At 62.6% G+C, this 18,317-nt stretch carries 19 protein-coding genes and 1 pseudogene; 12 read left to right on the forward strand and 8 right to left on the reverse strand.

From position 1 onward, the window contains the following. Both recA and recX read left to right on the forward strand, forming a co-directional pair. Positions 1–460 (forward strand): annotated as a pseudogene (gene recA / locus Q0O05_RS07455) (recombinase RecA); the annotation flags it as partial. A 25-nt stretch (positions 461–485) separates the two neighbouring features. After that, the gene (gene recX, locus Q0O05_RS07460; RefSeq protein ID WP_293661722.1) at positions 486–944 is read left to right on the forward strand and encodes a recombination regulator RecX; all 459 of its coding nucleotides are present in this window, start codon (positions 486–488) and stop codon (positions 942–944) included. Between the two features lie 23 nt (positions 945–967). Here the strand turns inward: recX and argC are convergent, their stop codons facing one another. Beyond that, positions 968–1,903, reverse strand: a complete 936-nt coding sequence (gene argC / locus Q0O05_RS07465) for an N-acetyl-gamma-glutamyl-phosphate reductase (protein WP_293661724.1) — start codon at positions 1,901–1,903, stop codon at positions 968–970. Between the two features lie 204 nt (positions 1,904–2,107). Here argC and sucC point away from each other — a divergent pair, with 204 nt between their 5' ends. From sucC to Q0O05_RS07505, 8 genes are all read left to right on the forward strand, one after another. Then, positions 2,108–3,268, forward strand: a complete 1,161-nt coding sequence (gene sucC / locus Q0O05_RS07470) for an ADP-forming succinate--CoA ligase subunit beta (protein WP_293661726.1) — start codon at positions 2,108–2,110, stop codon at positions 3,266–3,268. Between the two features lie 14 nt (positions 3,269–3,282). Then, entirely contained in the window at positions 3,283–4,176 is an 894-nt protein-coding gene (gene sucD / locus Q0O05_RS07475) for a succinate--CoA ligase subunit alpha (protein ID WP_293661728.1), read from the forward strand. Between the two features lie 91 nt (positions 4,177–4,267). Then, the gene (locus tag Q0O05_RS07480) at positions 4,268–5,053 is read left to right on the forward strand and encodes a Stp1/IreP family PP2C-type Ser/Thr phosphatase (protein WP_293661730.1); all 786 of its coding nucleotides are present in this window, start codon (positions 4,268–4,270) and stop codon (positions 5,051–5,053) included. Between the two features lie 44 nt (positions 5,054–5,097). After that, positions 5,098–5,790 (forward strand): FHA domain-containing protein, encoded by a 693-nt coding sequence (locus Q0O05_RS07485; protein ID WP_293661732.1) that lies wholly within the window; start codon positions 5,098–5,100, stop codon positions 5,788–5,790. 64 nt (positions 5,791–5,854) lie between these two features. Then, positions 5,855–8,269 (forward strand): ATPase, T2SS/T4P/T4SS family, encoded by a 2,415-nt coding sequence (locus Q0O05_RS07490; RefSeq protein ID WP_293661734.1) that lies wholly within the window; start codon positions 5,855–5,857, stop codon positions 8,267–8,269. A 177-nt stretch (positions 8,270–8,446) separates the two neighbouring features. Continuing rightward, a complete protein-coding gene (locus Q0O05_RS07495; protein ID WP_293661735.1) occupies positions 8,447–9,001 on the forward strand; it encodes a pilin in 555 nt (184 codons plus the stop codon). A gap of 58 nt (positions 9,002–9,059) precedes the next feature. Beyond that, entirely contained in the window at positions 9,060–9,833 is a 774-nt protein-coding gene (locus Q0O05_RS07500) for a pilus assembly protein (RefSeq protein ID WP_293661737.1), read from the forward strand. Between the two features lie 33 nt (positions 9,834–9,866). Further along, the gene (locus Q0O05_RS07505) at positions 9,867–11,441 is read left to right on the forward strand and encodes a M48 family metalloprotease (RefSeq protein WP_293661739.1); all 1,575 of its coding nucleotides are present in this window, start codon (positions 9,867–9,869) and stop codon (positions 11,439–11,441) included. 85 nt (positions 11,442–11,526) lie between these two features. Here the strand turns inward: Q0O05_RS07505 and Q0O05_RS07510 are convergent, their stop codons facing one another. Next, positions 11,527–12,234 carry a TerC family protein gene (locus Q0O05_RS07510; protein WP_293661741.1) on the reverse strand — a complete coding sequence of 236 codons (708 nt, stop codon included), beginning with the start codon at positions 12,232–12,234 and terminating at the stop codon, positions 11,527–11,529. Positions 12,235–12,592: 358 nt separating this feature from the next. Here Q0O05_RS07510 and Q0O05_RS07515 point away from each other — a divergent pair, with 358 nt between their 5' ends. After that, positions 12,593–13,009, forward strand: a complete 417-nt coding sequence (locus Q0O05_RS07515) for a DUF3717 domain-containing protein (RefSeq protein WP_293661743.1) — start codon at positions 12,593–12,595, stop codon at positions 13,007–13,009. A 74-nt stretch (positions 13,010–13,083) separates the two neighbouring features. On the opposite strand, the gene Q0O05_RS07520 is transcribed toward Q0O05_RS07515, so the two are convergent. After that, positions 13,084–13,644, reverse strand: a complete 561-nt coding sequence (locus tag Q0O05_RS07520) for a YaeQ family protein (protein WP_293661745.1) — start codon at positions 13,642–13,644, stop codon at positions 13,084–13,086. Between the two features lie 4 nt (positions 13,645–13,648). Continuing rightward, positions 13,649–15,028, reverse strand: a complete 1,380-nt coding sequence (gene purB, locus Q0O05_RS07525; RefSeq protein WP_293661747.1) for an adenylosuccinate lyase — start codon at positions 15,026–15,028, stop codon at positions 13,649–13,651. Positions 15,029–15,154: 126 nt separating this feature from the next. On the opposite strand from purB, the gene Q0O05_RS07530 reads away from it, so the two are divergent. Beyond that, complete coding sequence (locus tag Q0O05_RS07530) at positions 15,155–15,769, forward strand: glutathione S-transferase C-terminal domain-containing protein (protein ID WP_293661749.1); 615 nt, start codon at positions 15,155–15,157, stop codon at positions 15,767–15,769. Between the two features lie 51 nt (positions 15,770–15,820). Here the strand turns inward: Q0O05_RS07530 and Q0O05_RS07535 are convergent, their stop codons facing one another. The 4 genes from Q0O05_RS07535 to Q0O05_RS07550 form a co-directional block, all read right to left on the reverse strand. Then, positions 15,821–16,237, reverse strand: a complete 417-nt coding sequence (locus Q0O05_RS07535; protein WP_293661755.1) for a nuclear transport factor 2 family protein — start codon at positions 16,235–16,237, stop codon at positions 15,821–15,823. A 68-nt stretch (positions 16,238–16,305) separates the two neighbouring features. Further along, positions 16,306–17,157, reverse strand: a complete 852-nt coding sequence (locus Q0O05_RS07540) for an SDR family NAD(P)-dependent oxidoreductase (protein ID WP_293661750.1) — start codon at positions 17,155–17,157, stop codon at positions 16,306–16,308. 3 nt (positions 17,158–17,160) lie between these two features. Next, a complete protein-coding gene (locus tag Q0O05_RS07545) occupies positions 17,161–17,700 on the reverse strand; it encodes a DUF3833 domain-containing protein (RefSeq protein WP_293661751.1) in 540 nt (179 codons plus the stop codon). After that, on the reverse strand, positions 17,697–18,317 hold a 621-nt coding region (locus Q0O05_RS07550), incomplete at its 5' end, for an MFS transporter (RefSeq protein ID WP_293661753.1). The genes Q0O05_RS07545 and Q0O05_RS07550, both read right to left, overlap by 4 nt.

Genomic DNA, 18,317 nt, shown 5'->3' on the forward strand with positions numbered 1-18,317 from the left:
GTTCTACGCCTCGGTGCGCCTGGACATCCGCCGTACCGGCACCATCAAGAAGGGCGAAGACGCCATCGGCAATGAAACCAAAGTCAAAGTCGTCAAGAACAAGGTCAGCCCCCCGTTCAAGACGGCCGAGTTCGACATTTTGTTCGGCGAAGGTATCAGCCGCCATGGCGAAATCATCGACATGGGCGTCAACGCCGGCATCCTCGAAAAGTCGGGCGCCTGGTACGCCTACCAGGGAGAGAAGATCGGCCAGGGCCGCGACAACGCCCGCGAGTTCCTGCGCGAAAACCCCGACCTCTCGGTCGAGATTGAAAACAAGGTGCGCGATTCTCTGGGTATTCCTTTGCTGCCGGTGGCAGAGCCGGAAGTGAAGGCCAAGGCCAAGAAGCCCGAAAAAACCGACAAGCCGGAAAAAGCGGACAAGGTGGAGAAGGCGGAAAAAGCAGAAAAGACGGAGTAAGTCGAGTTTTTTCTAACCCCTGCTTATGGCCGCGAACCCGCCCTCGCTCACTGCCCGCGCCTTGCGACTGCTCAGCGCCAGAGAACATTCCCGCGCCGAGCTCGAGCGCAAGCTCCAAAAGTATGAGGAGGAGCCCGGCGCTCTAGCGCGGGTACTGGACGCCTTGGCCGCCAAAGACTTCATCAATGAGGGCCGGGTGGTGAACTCGGTGGTCCATCGCCGCTCGCCCAAGCTGGGCGCAGCACGCATCAAGCAGGAGCTGCAGGCCAAAGGCTTGGATGCGCAGGCGGTGTCCGATGCCGTGGCCGCGCTGCGGACCACCGAACTCGAGCGCGCCCGCACCGTCTGGCGCAAAAAGTTTGGCACACCGACTCAGGACGCCGCCGAGCGCGGCCGGCAGATGCGGTTTCTGGCCAGCCGGGGCTTCGGTGGCGACACCATCCATAAAGTGGTGTCAGGCGGCGAGGCGGACGACGGCTTTTAATTGAGACCGCCCCCCGCCGGGCTTCACAGCCCCAGCATCAGTTGCAGGTTTTGTACCGCTGCGCCGCTCGCGCCCTTGCCAAGGTTGTCCAGCCGTGCCACCAGCACCGCATGGGCAAAGCCGTCGGATGCGGCGTCGTTGGAAAACACGCGCAGCTCCAGCTTGTTGGTGTCAGCCAACGCCACTGCGTCAAGCTTGAGGTCGTCGGTGGCGGGCTCCACCGTCACCCAGGTGCTGCCGGCGTAGTGGCGGGACAGCGCGTCGTGCAGGTCGTGGGCGCTGGGTTGGCCGGGCAGGGTGTCCAGATGCAGCGGTAACTGAACCAACATGCCCTGGATGAAGTTGCCCACCGCCGGCACAAACAGAGGCCGGCGGGTCAGGCCGGTGTACTTCATGATTTCTGGAATGTGCTTGTGCTTGAGGCCCAGCGCGTAGAGCTCAAATGCGGGCGCTGCGCCCTGTTCGTAGGCCTCGATCATGGCGCGTCCGCCGCCTGAGTAGCCGCTCACGGAGGGCAGGCACACCGCATGGTCAGCCGGCAGCAAACCCGCATCGATCAGCGGGCGCAGCAAGGCAATCGCGCCGGTGGCATAGCAGCCGGGGTTGCTCACCCGCCGCGCCTGCACCACCGCCTCGCGCTGGGTGCTGGCCAGCTCGGGAAAGCCGTAGACCCATTGCGGGTCTACCCGGTGGGCGGTGGATGCGTCGATGATGCGCGGCCCGGCCCGGCCGGTCTCAGCCTCCAGCGCGTCAATCATGGCCACCGTGTCCTTGGCGGCATCGTCGTGCAAACACAAAATCACCAAGTCTGCCTGCGCGACCAAGGCGCGCTTGGCGGCGGGGTCTTTGCGCAGTGCGGGGTCGATGCTGATGACCTCGACCTGCTGCATGTTGTGCAGGCGTTCGCGGATTTGCAGACCGGTGGTTCCGGCTTCGCCGTCAATAAAGATTTTTTTCATGGTGTAAGCAAGAGGCAAATAAGACACATCACACTACGGCGGGCTTGGCGTATGGCCCAACCGGGGTGCGCCAGCTGTAAGGCGAGCACAAGTTTTGTGCGTCGCAGCATGATACATTCGCGCGCTGATGTGTCCAGTGCTGTGTGGTGCGCACATCGTCGTGTGCCACGCGGTGAATATTGTCCTGTCCCAAAGAGAGACGTCATGAAGATTCACGAGTACCAAGGCAAGGAAATCTTGCGCCAATTCGGTGTGCCGGTTCCCCGCGGCATCCCGGCCTTCACTGTGCAGGAAGCAGTCGAAGCCGCACAAAAGCTCGGCGGCCCGGTCTGGGTTGTCAAGGCCCAAATCCACGCAGGTGGGCGCGGCAAGGGCGGCGGCGTCAAGGTTGCCAAGAGCATCGAAGACGTTCAGCGTTTGGCGACCGACATTCTGGGCATGCAGCTCAAGACCCACCAAACCGGCCCCGAAGGCCAAAAGGTGCGTCGCCTGTATATTGAAGACGGCGCCGACATCCAAAAAGAGTACTACGTGTCCATCGTGACCGACCGCGCCACCCAAAAGCTGGCGTTCATCGCGTCCAGCGAAGGCGGCATGGACATTGTAGAAGTGGCCCACTCCACGCCCGAAAAAATCATCACCGAGTTCATCGACCCGCTGACCGGTCTGGGCGCAGAGCAAGCCAAGAAGATTGCCGACGGCATCGGCATGCCGGCTGACTCCACCGCCCAAGCGGTCGACATCTTCCAAAAGCTCTACAAGTGCTACATGGACACCGACGCGTCGCTGGTCGAAATCAACCCGCTGAACCGCGATGCCAAGGGCAACGTGGTGGCCTTGGACGCGAAGTTCAACTTCGACTCCAACGCGCTCTTCCGCCACCCTGAAATCGTGGCTTACCGCGATCTGGACGAAGAAGATCCCGCCGAAGTCGAAGCCTCCAAGTTCGACCTGGCCTACATCAGCCTGGACGGCAACATCGGCTGCCTGGTGAACGGCGCGGGCTTGGCCATGGCTACCATGGACACCATCAAGCTGTTTGGCGCAGAACCCGCCAACTTCCTGGACGTAGGCGGCGGCGCCACCCCCGAGAAGGTGACAGAAGCCTTCAAGATCATGCTCAAGAACCCCAAGGTCAAGGCCATTCTGGTCAACATCTTCGGCGGCATCATGAAGTGCGACACCATCGCCACCGGCGTGATCACTGCCTGCAAGGCGGTGAACCTGTCCGTCCCCCTGGTCGTGCGCATGAAGGGCACGAACGAAGAACTCGGCAAGAAGATGCTGGCCGAAAGCGGTCTGCCCATCATCAGCGCCGACACCATGGCCGAAGCGGCCCAAAAAGTTGTGGCAGCGGTCCAGTAAGTCGGAGCACATACATGTCAATCTTTATCAACAAAGACACTAAAGTCATCACCCAAGGCATTACCGGCAAGACCGGCCAGTTCCATACTGAGAAGTGCCAGGAATACGCCAACGGCAAAAACTGCTTTGTCGCCGGCGTGAACCCCAAGAAGGCCGGCGAGTCCATCTTCAATATCCCGATTTACGCCTCCGTCAAGGAAGCCGCAGGACAAACCGGCGCCACCGTGTCGGTGATTTACGTGCCACCGGCTGGCGCTGCCGCTGCTATCTGGGAGGCCGTGGAGGCGGACCTGGATCTGGCCATCTGCATTACCGAAGGCATTCCGGTCAAGGACATGCTTGAAGTGCGCAACCGCATGAAGGCCAAGGAAGCCGCCGGAGGCAAGAAGACCCTGCTCCTGGGCCCCAACTGCCCCGGTCTGATTACCCCCGAAGAAATCAAAATCGGCATCATGCCCGGTCACATCCACCGCAAGGGCCGCATCGGCGTGGTGTCCCGCTCCGGCACCCTGACCTATGAAGCGGTCGCCCAGTTGACCGAAATCGGTCTGGGCCAGTCGTCTGCCGTTGGCATTGGTGGCGACCCCATCAACGGCCTCAAGCACATCGATGTCATGCAAGCCTTCAACGATGACCCCGATACCGACGCCGTCATCATGATCGGCGAAATCGGCGGGCCGGACGAAGCCGAAGCCGCCCGCTGGTGCAAGCTCAACATGAAGAAACCTATCGTTGGCTTTATCGCCGGCGTAACCGCCCCTCCCGGCAAGCGCATGGGCCACGCCGGTGCCCTGATCTCCGGCGGCGCCGACACGGCCGACGCCAAGCTGGCGGTGATGGAAGAGTGCGGTTTCAAGGTAACCCGCAACCCGTCTGAAATGGCCAAGCTGTTGAAGGCGTTGCTCTAAGTGCCATTAAGATGCCCTTCTGACTAAGGGACATCCTCACCAAGCACCGATGCCCGGTTCGCAAGACTGGGCATTTTTTTGTCTGCAGGCTATGCACTACCAATTTGAAGCGCTCAGCCATGTAGGCCGGATCCGCGCCAACAACGAGGATTCCCTGGCCTTTGACCCGCCGACCGGTATTGCCGTGCTGGCCGATGGCATGGGCGGCTATAAGGCCGGTGAGGTTGCCAGCAGCATGGCCACCTCGCTGATCACGGCCATGTTGCGCTCCTGGCTTATCGATGCGGGCTCGGCCGCCACCCAGCAAGACACTTGCGACGCCATGGCGCGCTGTGTCGAGAGCGCCAATCTGGCCATTTTTGACGCCGCCCACGCCAACCCCGACTACGCCGGCATGGGCACCACCCTGGTGCTGTGTGCCCTGCAAGGCAACCGGATTCTGGTCGGGCATGTGGGCGATTCCCGCTGCTACCGGATCCGCGGGCGCATCTTGCAGCGCCTGACCAAAGACCATTCGCTGTTGCAGCAGCACCTGGACGCGGGCCGCATCACGCCGGAGCTGGCGGCCCTCTCGCCGATCAAGAATCTGGTGACCCGCGCGCTGGGTGTGGAGCTGGGCGTGCGGCTGGAAATCAAGGACTATTCGGTGGAGCCGGGCGATGTGTACCTGATGTGTTCCGACGGCCTCACGGACATGGTGACGGATGAACAAATCGTTAGAATTGCAACGCGGGGTGAGAGCCTCGGTCAGGTGGCGGCACAGTTGGTAGCAGCTGCCAACGACAACGGCGGCAAAGACAACGTCTCCGTGCTGTTGATTGCTGCGGGGTCCCCAGCCTTTCCCAAAGGTTTTCTGGCGAGGCTGCTGGGCCAGTAAGCCATGCTTTCGGACCCCAACAAGGACAAGAAAAGGAGCTGGCCATGCCGAGAATGATTGTGTCGCTGGACGGAACGGTCATCAGGGAAGTGACTTTTTCCAAGGAACGCACCACCTTGGGCCGCCGCCCCTACAACGATGTGGTGGTGGACGACCTCTCGGTCAGCGGCGAGCACGCGGCCTTCACGCTCTCCGGCGCCGAGGTGTGGCTCGAAGACCTCAACAGCACCAACGGCACCTATGTCAACGGCAAGGCCGTTAAGCGCCAGCAGCTGCGCCATGAAGACAAGATCGAGATTGCCAAGCTCAGGATTCAGTTTGTTGTTGAAGGATCAGCCCGTAGCGTTGCGGTCGATCGCGCAGTGGCCCCGCCCCGGCCGATGATGTCACAGCCGCCGGCCCCGGGCGCCTCTGCCGCGAACGCTACCCCCGCAGCGTCCGGCGCCGTCACAGAAGTCGCGTCTGTGGCAAGCGCTCCGCAGGGGGCTATCAAGGTGCTGTCTGGCGCTGCGGCCGGACGCGAAGTGCCGCTGACCAAAGTGGTCACCACCATCGGCAAGCCCGGCGTAGCGGTAGCCGCCATCACTCGCCGGCAACATGGTTTTGTGGTCCACCATGTAGAGGGCGGGGGCAACCCCACCGTGAACGGCGCGCCCTTCACCGCCGAACCGGTGGCGCTGCACAGCGGCGATGTGGTCGAGCTGGCCGGCACGCGCTTGCAATTTGTGCAGCATTAGGCCGTTTGCGCCCGCCAATACTGCGTGATGTGCTCTTAAATAAGTAGCAAACTTAGGCGCCGCGATGTCCAAGCCCGTCACCAGCGACTCGCCGGAACCCAAAGAACGCGCGTTTTTCGACTCGCAAAAGCAGCGCGCCAAAAAGCGCGGAATGACATTTGAGGCGCTGTTTTACCGCCAGCTTCATCAGGTCACCGCCCGCATCCATGACACCGAGCAGCTCGAGCACATCATGCTCGAGGCCAGCGTCGACATCTGCAAGCTGCTCCATGCAGACCGGCTCACGCTGTATGTGGTGGCCGACGATGGTGCCTCCATCATTTCCAAGGTCAAGACCGGCCTGAACACCAGCAAAGAGCTCAAGCTCCCCATCTCGCCGCAAAGCCTGGCCGGATACGCCGCCTTCAGCAAGACCGTGCTGAACCTGCCTGACGTTTACGATGAGGCCGCGCTGCGCAGCATCCATCCATCGCTGAGTTTCCTGCGCGAGGTCGATAAGCGCTCGGGCTACCGCACCAAGCAGATGCTGGTGGCCCCGGTACTGGCAGGCGAGGAGCTGCTCGGCGTGCTCCAGGTCATCAACAGCGTGAGCGACGAGCCCTTCGGCGAGCTGGAGGTAGACGGTGTTGGTGAACTGTGCAAAACGCTGGCCACCGCCATCCGCCGCCGCACCCATCCCGCCTTCATCCGGCGCGAGCGGCGCACGCCCTACGACGCGCTGGTCCAGGAGGGGCTGATGTCCGAGAGCGACCTGAAACAACTCGCGCAAGAGTCGCGCGACGAGGGGCAGTCGCTGGAGCAACTCATCCTCAGCCGCGCGGGCCTGAGCGTAGGCCAGATCGGTGCGGGGCTGGCACAGTTTTTCGGCGTGCCCTATGCGCCTTTTCAGCCCGGGCGCATCAAGTCCGAGGCGCTGCACGGCGCCCTGAAACGCGAGTTTCTGGAGGAGCAGGGCTGGGTGCCGCTCGAAGAATCGCCCGACGGACTGCTGATCATGTGCAGCGACCCCGAGGCGGTGAAGGCCTCGCGGGTGGTGCCGCAGGTGTTCCCGCGTATCACCAAGTTCGCCTACCGGGTGACCACCCAGGCGGAGTTTGCCGACACCTTGGCCCAGTTGTTTGGCAGCCCGTCTGACAGCAGCACCATTGACCAGCTGCTTGCCGATATGGACGGCGGGCCGATGGACGACGGCAGCAACGACGAGTCTTTGGAGTCGGCCGCGGCGGACAACGAGCTGGTGAAGTTTGTCAACAAAGTCATCATCGACGCCTACCAGCAAAAGGCCTCCGACATCCACATCGAGCCCATGCCCGGCAAGTTCAAGACCGGCATCCGCTTTCGCATCGACGGCAGTCTGGTGCCGTATGTTGAAGTGCCGGCGCACTTCCGCCAGGCCATGGTGACGCGCCTGAAAATCATGTGCGACCTCGATATCTCCGAGCGGCGCAAGCCGCAGGACGGCAAGATCAAGTTCAAAAAGTACGGCCCGGTTGATATCGAGCTGCGGGTGGCCACTATTCCGTCGGCCGGCGGGGTGGAAGACGTGGTCATGCGCATTCTGGCCGCCGGCGAGCCGATCCCCATCGAACAACTCGGACTCACCGAGCACAACAAGGCGCGTCTCAAGGCCACGGTGAGTAAGCCCTATGGCCTTTTTTACGTGTGCGGCCCCACCGGCTCGGGCAAGACCACCACGCTGCACTCGATTCTGAAATTTCTCAACACGCCCGACACCAAAATCTGGACCGCCGAGGACCCGGTGGAAATTACGCAGAAAGGCCTGCGGCAGGTACAAATCAACAAGAAAGCGGGCATTGATTTCGCGCTGGTGATGCGCGCCTTTTTGCGCGCCGACCCCGACATCATCATGGTCGGTGAGTCGCGCGACAAGGAAACCGTGTCCATGGGCGTGGAGGCGTCGCTGACAGGGCACATGGTGTTCTCCACCCTGCACACCAACTCGGCGCCCGAGTCCATCACCCGCCTGCTCGACATGGGCATGGACCCCTTCAATTTTGCCGATGCGCTTCTGGGCATCCTGGCCCAGCGCCTGGCCAAGCGTTTGTGTGATTGCAAGGCGGCCTATGTGCCCTCGGAAGAAGAGATGCAACTCTTTTGCACGGAATACGCCGAAGAGCTACGCAACACCACCGCCTGGAAGGACGACTATGCGGGCCAGACCCGCAAGCTCCTGGCGGGCTGGAGCCAGGCCTATGGCGAGGGCGGCAGCCTGCGGATGTACCGCGCGGCGGGCTGTGACAAGTGCAACCACACCGGCTACAAAGGCCGCCTCGGGCTGCACGAGCTGATGGTGACCGACGAAAACCTCAAGAAGCTGATTCAGGAGCGCGCCCGCGTGGCCGCCCTGTTTGCCGCTGCGGTGGAGGGCGGTATGCGCACCCTCAAGATGGACGGTATGGAAAAGGTGCTCATGGGCCTGACCGACCTGAAGATGGTGCGACAAGTTTGTATCAAGTAGCGGAAAGCTGACATTTTTGTCACGCCTGCTGCGCCGCCAAGCGCCCGTTCCACCCACCAAACAGTCACATTGGGCCGCTAAAGTGACCGCTCCCTACCGTTCAGCACCACGCTCGCCGCTGGCACGCAACGTGCAGATACAGAAGCGGAATTACCCCAACTTTTATTGGAGATTGAAATGAAGCGTTCTATGCAAAAGGGTTTCACCCTGATCGAATTGATGATCGTGGTTGCGATCATTGGCATCTTGGCGGCAGTGGCTTTGCCGGCTTATCAGGACTACGCCGTGCGCGCACGCGTGTCCGAAGGTCTGTCGTTGGCTGGCGGTGCAAAACTCTCGGTGTCAGAAAACGCAGTGACCGGCGTTGCGCTCGGTACAGGATTCGGCGGCGTTACCGGTACCAAGAACGTCTTGGCTAACACCTGTACTGCCGCTGGCCAATGTACGCCGGCTGAATTGGACACAACATTCACAACAGCGAACTCCGGCGGTATCGGTATTTCCACAGCCGGCCATATTTCTATCGGATTTGCCACTCCAGTGGCCCCAGCGGCGACTAATCGGCTTGTGTTGAATGCCACCGTGAATGGGGAAGCCTTGGCCGCAGGTACGCCGCCTGCGTCTTCGATCCGCTGGGATTGCTATGCTGCCGGTGTAGCCACACGTGCTACGTTGGCCGTTGCAGGTAACCCAACGCTGCCCGCGAAATATGCTCCGAGCGAATGCCGCTAATTGGTGGTTCGCAATCTATAAAGAGCGCTTCGGCGCTCTTTTTCATTGGGCTGCCCCCATGGATTTCCTGACTCGTTTACGTGCTGCTGCCAAGGCAGCTGGGCTTCACCTGCTGGGCAGTATGACTCTGGCGCTGATTTGTGCAGGCTTGGTATTTTCAATTTGGTATCCATCAGTATTTGCGTCGCTTGCAGGCGGGCGAGAACTGTTCGTTTTGGTCGTGGCGGTGGACGTGGTGTGCGGCCCATTGCTGACGTTGGTGCTCTACAACCCTGTCAAACCCCGACGCGAGTTAGCCCGTGACTTAGGTTTCGTGGTGCTGATTCAGCTGGTGGCACTGGGATATGGTTTGCAAACGGTATGGTTGGCACGGCCGCTTTATTTGGTCCTGGAGACGGACCGTTTTCGCGTTATTGCGGCGCCTGATGTGGATGTGCGCGAGCTCCATAATTTGCCAAAGGACATGCAGCCGCAACTTCTTAGCGGGCCAATGACCATCGGCCTGCGCCCCCCCAAGGATGAAACTGAACGGATGAAAGTGCTCCTGGAGTCGGTTGCTGGTGGACGCGACTACGCGCAGCGCCCAGATTTCTTTCTACCCTACACGCCAGAGGTTGGCCTGCGAGCAGTGCAGCGTTTCAAGCCCTTGGAGCGATTTTTAAATGCGCATCCTGAGCAGCGCAAAAAGGCGGAAGATGTGTCCATGCTGCATGGCCTGCAAGTCGCAACACTGAGGTATCTGCCGGTCGTGGGGCGAGAGGATTGGATTGCCCTTCTCGACACGCAGGCGCAAATCGTGGGCTTTCTCAAGGGTGATGGGTTTATCAACTAAGTGAAAAAATCGGTTTTTCTCCATGGTTTCAGGATGAGAGCGCTGCAGTGCTTTGCGGTGGTCGCGCTTGCACTGGGTTCAGCCTGCGCGCTGGCCCAAAGCAGCCCCAGCCTGGGCGAATCCGTCTCCCTCTCCCCCGCCGCCGAGCGTCGCTTGGGCGACCGCATCGTTCGCGACCTGTACCGCGACCCCGACTACCTCGACGACCCGGTGATTGGGGACTATGTGCAAAGCATATGGCAGCCGCTGCTGGCGTCGGCCAGGGCGCGGGGGGAGTTGCCGCCGGAGCTGGAGCAGGCGTTTGCCTGGAGGATCTTGCTCGGGCGGGACCGGACGGTGAACGCCTTTGCCTTGCCCGGCGGCTACTTGGGCGTGCATTTGGGGCTGGTGGGACTGGTGTCTAACCGGGACGAACTTGCATCCGTGTTGGCGCACGAGCTCAGCCACGTGACCCAGCGGCACATTGCCCGCATGATCGGCCGGCAGTCGGAGCAGATGCCTTGGCTGGTGGGCGCCATGGTGCTGGGGGCGCTGGCGGCGAGCAAAAGTCCGGCAGGCGCGAACGCCGCCATCGTGGGCGGGCAGGCGGTGGCCGCGCAGTCGCAACTCAACTTTTCGCGTGACATGGAGCGCGAGGCCGACCGGGCCGGCTTCGGCGTGTCTACCCAGGCGGGCTTTGCGCCCCAGGGCTTTGTGAGCATGTTCGAGAAGCTGCAGCAAAACAACCGCAACAACGATTCGGGCAACTTCCCCTACCTGCGTAGCCACCCGCTGACCACCGAGCGGATTGCCGACATGCAGTCGCGCATGCCCGAGGGCGCGGCGGCTGCGGCGAATCTCCCTTCGCCTGAGCTTGCGCCTGTGCCTGCTCCGAACCAGCTCCCTGCTGTCAGCAGTCTGGAGCACAACATGGTGGCGGCGCGTGCGCGCGTGTTGGCCAATGCGTCGGTGGATGGCCTGCGCAATGCGTATCTGGAGGCCGAGCCCGCTGCCATGGCCAAGCTCACGCCCGCTCAGCGAGTGGGGGCCTTGTATGGCGCGAGTCTGGCGGCTATCAAATTGCGGGAATTCGAGAAAGCCGCCCGCTACGCCGAAGCGCTGGGCCGGGCCTTGGGCGACGATGCTTCTGCCAATGGGTCGGATTCCGCCCGCGCCGCCGCCCGTCGGCAATGGCGCCTTTTGCGCGCCGAACTAGCGCAGGCCGCAGGCCAGCCCGAGGCCGCTCTGCAGGCCCTGGGCGCCAAGGCAGCGCCGCAAAGCCGGGCTGAACTGGTGATATGGGTACAACTCATGACGGGCACCGGGCAGGCTCCCGCGGCGGCGGATGCAGCACAACTCTGGCTGGTAGACCGTGCGGATGACGCCACCATGTGGCAGCAGCTCGCCAGCGCCCGCGCTGCGCAAGGGCGCAACGTGGCAGCGGTTCGCGCCGAGGCGGAAGCGGCCATTGCCCAGCAGGATTACGCCGGCGGCTTGTCCCGCCTGAAGGCGGCGCAGGACATTGCCAGAGGCCGGGCGCAACCAGCGGACTACATCGAAGCGTCGATTGTGGATGTGCGCCTGCGGCAGGTGCAGGCACTGATGCGCGAGCAAGTACTCGACCGGTAAATTCGAGCCCAGTAGTTGCTAGCCCTGTAGTTGCGAGCCCTGTAGGGGGAGCGCCTTGAGAGGACGCTGCCCGGTCCGAGCTACCTCAGGCAGCTGCTTTGGCCTTGGCCGCCTGGCGCTTTTTGGTCCACCAGCCAGCCAGCAGCACGCCGGCAATCGCTGCGAGGTACACCGCCCAGCGCGTCATGCTTTGGGTGCTGTTCAGGTCCGCATCGGTACCGAACACGGGCGCCAGCCAAGGCTCGTGCACCACCATCTTGGCCGCAGTAAACGCCAGCACCGCTGCGCCGATTTGAATGATGGCGGGAAAGCGTTCCACCAGTTTGAGCACCACGTTGCTGCCGAACACCACGATAGGCACGCTGATCAGCAGGCCGATGATGACCAAGTCCATCGCGCCGTGGGCGGCACCCGCCACACCCAGCACGTTGTCCACGCCCATGAGCGCGTCGGCCACGATGATGGTTTTCATGGCGCCCCAGAACGTTGTTGCAGAAGCTCCATGCTCACCCTCGTCCTGCTCTTGCAGCAGGCTGTAGGCAATCCACAGCAGACCCAGCCCGCCCACCAGCATCAAACCTGGAATCTTCAGCAGCCAGACCACACCAATCGTCATGACCGACCGCACCACGATCGCGCCGACTGTGCCCCAGATGATGGCCTTTCTCTTCAGGTCGGGGGGCAGATTGCGGGCGGCCAAGGCGATGACGATGGCGTTATCGCCGGCCAACACCAGGTCAATCAAAATAATGGCCAGCAGGGCAGACCACCAGGGGGCAGAAAGGAATTCCATCAAAGCACCTTACAAGACAAATAAAGGCCTCTGCGGGGGGTAGGGGTTGCGCATGCGAACCTCGACCCCGCCGGCAGTTGGCGTGAATCGAGGGTCTTGCTCAGGCAGCCGGTCCAGGCTGCCCCGACAGACCGGAAGCATGAGCTTCGTATTGACGATCGGCCGACGCGGCGCGGTGCCGCAAGAGCTACTCCCCCTCGGAAGAAGGCCGCAGTGTAGCAGGGGTTTTTCAGGGCCGGCCGGGCGCCAGCCTCCGAGGCGCGCCTGAAAAGCGCTGCCCGTTATAAGATGCGCCTCCCCATGGGACACCCTAGGGCACACCGTAGGGCGCATCCCATGGCACACCGAAAGGCAAACAGTGGCCGGCATTCACATCACCGATATCGAAGCAGCCATTAACTACTGGCGCGGGCGGGAGCCCTCGCCGGACGGCGTCTCGCTGCCCGCACCGACCCGTGCCCTGGCGGAGGTGTACGCCCTGCTCATTTATTACCGCGAGACAGAGGCCGACGAGGCCAGCATGCCAGCCAAAGCCTTGGCCGCATGGCAGGCCTGGTACGAATCCACGCCTGACACGCCGTGTATTGCCATTTGCTCCACCAGCCAGGGGGACGAAGTCTGCAAGGGCTGCGGTCGCACGTTCGAAGAGGTGCAGCTCTGGCCCCAAATGCGCCCCACAGAGAAGCGCGCCACCTGGCGGCGCATCACGCTGGATGCCTCCTCCTGGCGCTTCAACCGCTACGTTGAACGCGCGGCCGAGGCAAAGTCCGCCTGATTCCCATTGCTACCAAATAAATAGCTGCTTGCGCAATATCCACGGCCTCTGGCGGCGCTTTTGCTTCAAAAATGCTACTTCCAGCGAAACGGTTCGATGTCTACCGTGCGGCTGCCGTCGCCCAGCATCAAAACACCTTCTTGCACCGTGGCCTGTAGCTGCATGCTGCGCGCGGCTAGCTGCGCCATCGCCTGCGAGGCAACCGAGGGTATGCGCCAGACCTGCAGCCTGGGCAGGCGGCTGAGCTTGGTCTCAATGCCCTTCCACCAGATGTCTGCTGAGTGGGCAAAGGGATAGAGAAGCACCGCGTCGGCCTTGTTGCAGGCCTTGGAGATGGGCTTGTCCTCGGGCTGGCCGACCTCGATCCAGAGACGCTTGGCGCCGGTGAAGTCGGTAAGCGCGACGTCGGGGTCTTCCGGGTCTGAGAGGCCGGCGCCAAAGGCCAGCGTGCCGTCGCCGTTGCACACGGTTTGCAGCTTGTGGGCGTTAAACGCCAGCGCCACCAGCCGAACCATCATGCGCTCGTCGGTCTCGCTGGGGTGGCGGGCCAGGGTCAGCGCGTGGTCGGCGTAGTAGCTGTTGTCGATGTCTGCAATCTGCAGATTCGCTTTGTAAATCGTGGATTTGAGCGCCACAGGCCTAGACCCGCTTGGCCAGTGCAGCGGCCATGCCGGTGTAGCTTGCCGGCGTCATGGCCAGCAGGCGTTCTTTCTCTGCCACGGGAATGTCCAGCCCCGCAATAAAGCCTTGCATCAGCTCGCGCGTCATGGCGGCTCCCCGGGTGAATTTCTTGAGCTGCTCGTAGGGCTGGGGCAGTCCGAAGCGCCGCATCACCGTCTGAATCGGCTCGGCCAGCACCTCCCACGAGGCGTCCAAATCTTCCGCAATCGCGGCATGGTTGATTTCGAGCTTGTTGAGGCCCACCATCAGCGAGCTGTAGGCCAGCACCGCGTAGCCCAGAGCCACGCCCATGTTGCGCAGCACGGTGCTGTCGGTCAGGTCGCGCTGCCAGCGCGAGACGGGCAGCTTTTCGCTCAGGTGGCGCAAAAGCGCACTGGCCAGGCCGAGGTTGCCCTCGGCGTTCTCAAAGTCAATCGGATTGACTTTGTGCGGCATGGTGGAGGAGCCCACCTCGCCGTCTTTCAGTTTTTGTTTGAAATAGCCCAGCGACACATAGCCCCAGACGTCGCGGCTCAGGTCGATGAGGATGGTGTTGGTGCGTGCCACCGCGTCAAACAACTCAGCCATGTAGTCGTGCGGCTCGATCTGGATGCTGTAGGGCTGGAAGTTCAGGCCCAGGCCCAGCGGCTCGGGCGTCTCGATGACCTTTCGGCTGAAGGCTTCCCAGTCGAAGTCGGGCCAGGCGCTCAGGTGGGCGTTGTAGTTGCCCACCGCACCGTTCATCTTGGCCAGAATCTTCACGCTGGCGATGCGGTCACAGGCCGCCTGCAGGCGCACCAGCACGTTGGCCATCTCCTTGCCCACGGTGGTGGGGCTGGCGGTCTGCCCGTGGGTGCGGCTGAGCATGGGCACCTCGGCATAGGCGTGGGCCATGTCGCGCAGCTTGAGCACGATCTTGTCCAGCGCCGGCAACACCACGACATCGCGCGAGGCGCGCAGCTGCAGGGCGTGGCTGGTGTTGTTGATGTCCTCGCTGGTGCAGGCAAAGTGCACGAATTCACCCGCCTTTTCCAGCTCGGGCCGGGCTTCGAACTTGGACTTGATCCAGTACTCCACCGCTTTCACATCGTGGTTGGTGGTTTTCTCGATGGCCTTGATGGCCTCGCCGTCGGCCTCCGAGAAATTCTTGACCAGGCCCAGCAAGTAAGTGCGTGCTCCCGGGCTCAGCGGCTTGAACTCGTCAAAGCCGGCGTCACTCAGGGAAATAAACCAGGCCACTTCGACCTGAACCCGGCGGTGCATATAGCCCAGCTCGCTGGTAAGGGGGCGCAAAGTATTGAGTTTGGCGGCGTAGCGGCCGTCCAGCGGAGAGAGTGCAGAGATGGCAGAAAAGGTCATCCGTCGATTGTAGGACGCGCACTGCGGCGCACCGTGATGTGAGCTGCACCCCACTTCGGGTTAGCCCTTGGCTCTGCCGCCGGAACTGGCTGGGTAGAATGGGTTGTCATTTTTCACAAAGCAGTCATGAAACTCATCGGTTCCTCTTCCAGCCCCTTCGTCCGCAAAGTTCGTGTCGTTCTTATCGAGAAGAAGCTTGACTACCTGCTGGTTCCGGAAGACGTGTGGGCCGAAGACACCCGCATCGTCGAATCCAACCCCCTGGGCAAGGTGCCCTGCCTGATCATGGAAGGCGCCGAGGCGCTGTTTGATTCCCGCGTGATAGTGGAATACCTCGACACCCTCTCCCCCGTGGGCAAGCTGATCCCGTCGGTCGGCCGCGAGCGCGCCGAAACCAAAACCTGGGAAGCGCTGGGGGACGGCGTCATGGAGGCGGCTGTCTTGGCCCGCCTGGAGGCGACCTGGAAGGGCCGCACCAAGGCCCAGCGCAGCCAGGCCTGGATCGATCGCCAGATGCAGAAAACCCGCGACGGCTTGAATGCCATGGAGCGCGGCTTGGGTGAAAAGCCGTTTTGCACCGGCATCCACTTCAGCCTAGCCGATATTGCGGTGGGTTGCTCCCTGAGCTACCTGGACTTCCGCTTCCCTGAGCTTGCCTGGCGTGATGACCACCCCGCACTGGCCAAGCTTTATGAAAAGTTGGCACAGCGGCCCAGCTTCGCAGACACCGCGCCTGCCTGAGCCGCTCCGTGGCTCTTAGCCTTCGCGGTGCGCCCGGCGGTTCCGGGGCGATTAGCGGTTGGCGCGGCGCTTGAGCCAGCGCATCAAGGCGCCCACGCCGGGCAGCTTCTCATAGAGCTCTTCGGCCGCGTCCCAGTAGTCGCGGTGCAATACCACCAGTCCGTCCGCCCCGAACACAATGTGGCTGGCGCCCAGAATGCACTGCTCGGACTCCGCGCTGTAGGTTTTGAAGCGGAACCGGAACTCCCAGGTCAAAAAGCACTGCGCCCCCTGCAGCACCCGCTCTCGCACCACGAAGCGCGGCGCATGCAGCGCGCTGAACATGTGCGAAAAAATGCCCTCAATCGCAGCCAGCCCCTGCACCTCGTTGAAAGGATCCTTGAACCTGGCTTTGGCCGCGTAAACGCCCGGCAGCAGGGCCAGGCTGTGCGGGCTGAGCTGCTCAAAGTAGGCCACCAGTCGCTGCATGGCCGCTGCTGCGTCTGCGGGTTGCAGGTCCGGCGGTTGGTCTGCGCCCTCGGGGACGCCTTCGGTGTTCATAGCCCGGCGCGCTTGAGCAGCGCAAAAAACAGCCGGTCCGGCAACAGGCGCAGCAGCTGCATGCCCCAGGTAAACCGCTTGGGAAAGTGAATCTCAAACTCGCCCCGAGCCCAGCCGTTCACCATGGCCTGTGCGGCCTGCGCCGGGGAAATCAGGGCGGGCATGTCGAAGGCATTGTTGGCGGTGAGCGGTGTTTGCACGAAGCCCGGGCTGATGAGCGACACGCCCACGCCCTTGTCCCGCAAATCGAGGTAGAGCGTTTCGGCCAGGTTGATCAGGGCCGCCTTGGTCGGGCCGTAGGCCAGGCTGTTGGGCAGGCCGCGGTAGCCCGCCACGCTGCCCACCACGCTCAGGTGCCCGTGGCCTTGCGCCACCATGGCCGGAATCAGTGCCTCCAGCACATACAGCGCGCCGGTGTAATTCACCTGCATATGTCGCTCCATGTCGCTCAGGTCCATTGCAAAGGCCCGCATGGCGGTGTAATGCCCGGCGCAGTAGATGACGCAGTCCAGCGGGCCGTCCGCCAGCAGGGTCTGGGCCGCCACCTGCACCGCGGCGCGGTTGGTGGTGTCGAGCGGCAGTGCGCGGCTGCCCGGATGCGCGCGGACAAAGTCTTGCAGCGCGCGCTCTTTGCGGGCGGACACCGTAACCCGGGCGCCTGAGCCGTGCAGGGCTGTGGCCGTGGCTTCACCGATACCGCTGGAGGCGCCCACCAGCCAGACCGATTTGCCGCGCCAATCGGAGATGGGCGGATTGAGCGGACCGAAAAAGCGCACAGGCGCTACCGGCGCTCTCTTTTCAGGAGCTGCCGACGCAGGACTGGCGGGCGCAAACTGGGTTTTTTGCATATATCAGCGCTTGCTGAACGACAGCGTGACTTCACCCAGCGTGACGCCGAATTTGCTCATGGTGGCCTTGTTGAGCATCACCTTGTCACTCATCAGGTACATCCAGTCGTCAAAGCGCACCTCGACAACGGTGCCCTCAATCGGCAGGCTCAGGGTATAGGTCCAGTAGAAGGCGTTGCCTCGCGCCTGTCCCTGAGCGGTGCCCACCACATCGCCGGCGGTGCCGGTGTAGCGGCCGTCCGCCAGACGGGTAAGGCGCCAGACACGCTTTTGTTTGGTGCCGTCGGAATAAACAAAGTCTTCGTCCAGCACGCCCTCATCTCCGGTCCAGTTGCACTGCATCACCACGGTGAAGCGCTTGACCACCGCGCCGGAGCGGTCGGTGAACACGCCGTAAGCGTCCAGCGTGCCGTTGAAGTACTCGCGTAGATCGAGGACCGGCTTCTCAGCGCGGTATTGGTCAATGCTCTGGGAGGCGCAGCCTGCCAGACCCAAGGACAGGGCGCTGCCGCTGGCGGCTGCAAGAAGTAGTCGTCTTTTCATGGGGACCTCCGCAAAATCAGGATGTAAAGCAAGCCTGCAGCCATGAGCTTGAGGCCGCAGGGCAAAAGACAATAGGCCCAGGTCAAAGTCTGCAGGGCCTGCGCGTCGCGCGCGCCCGGGCTGTAGCCCCAGGCGCCCAGGAGCGGCAGCGCCAGACCGGCGGCCAGGGCCAGGTTGAGCTTGGTGGCAAAGTTCCACCAGCCGAAATAGGCGCCCTCGGCGCGGCCGGCGTCGCCGCTGGCGGCAATGGTGCCTGCCAACAGCGCGCTGGGCACGGTGAGGTCTGCGCCCAAGGCCACCCCGGAGAGCGCGCACACCAGCACAAAGCCCACGGTGTCGCCCGCACCCAAGGTTGCGGCAAACACAAACACCGCCACCGACAGCAGCATGCCCGCCAGCCAGGTCCGTGCCAGCCCCAGGCGGGCCACGCACCGCAGCCACAGCGGCATGGCCAGCGCAGCGCACACAAAGTAGCTGCCCAGAAACAGCGGCGCCTGTGTGGCCGGCGCCTGCAGCCGGTCTTGCACAAAAAACAGCATCAGGGTGGCCGGCACAGCGCTGGCAATACCGTTCACCACAAACACTGCCAAAAGCGCCCGGAAGCCCCGGCGCTGCAG

Source organism: Rhodoferax sp. OV413, assembly GCF_945881795.1.
Classification (GTDB): domain Bacteria; phylum Pseudomonadota; class Gammaproteobacteria; order Burkholderiales; family Burkholderiaceae_C; genus Allorhodoferax.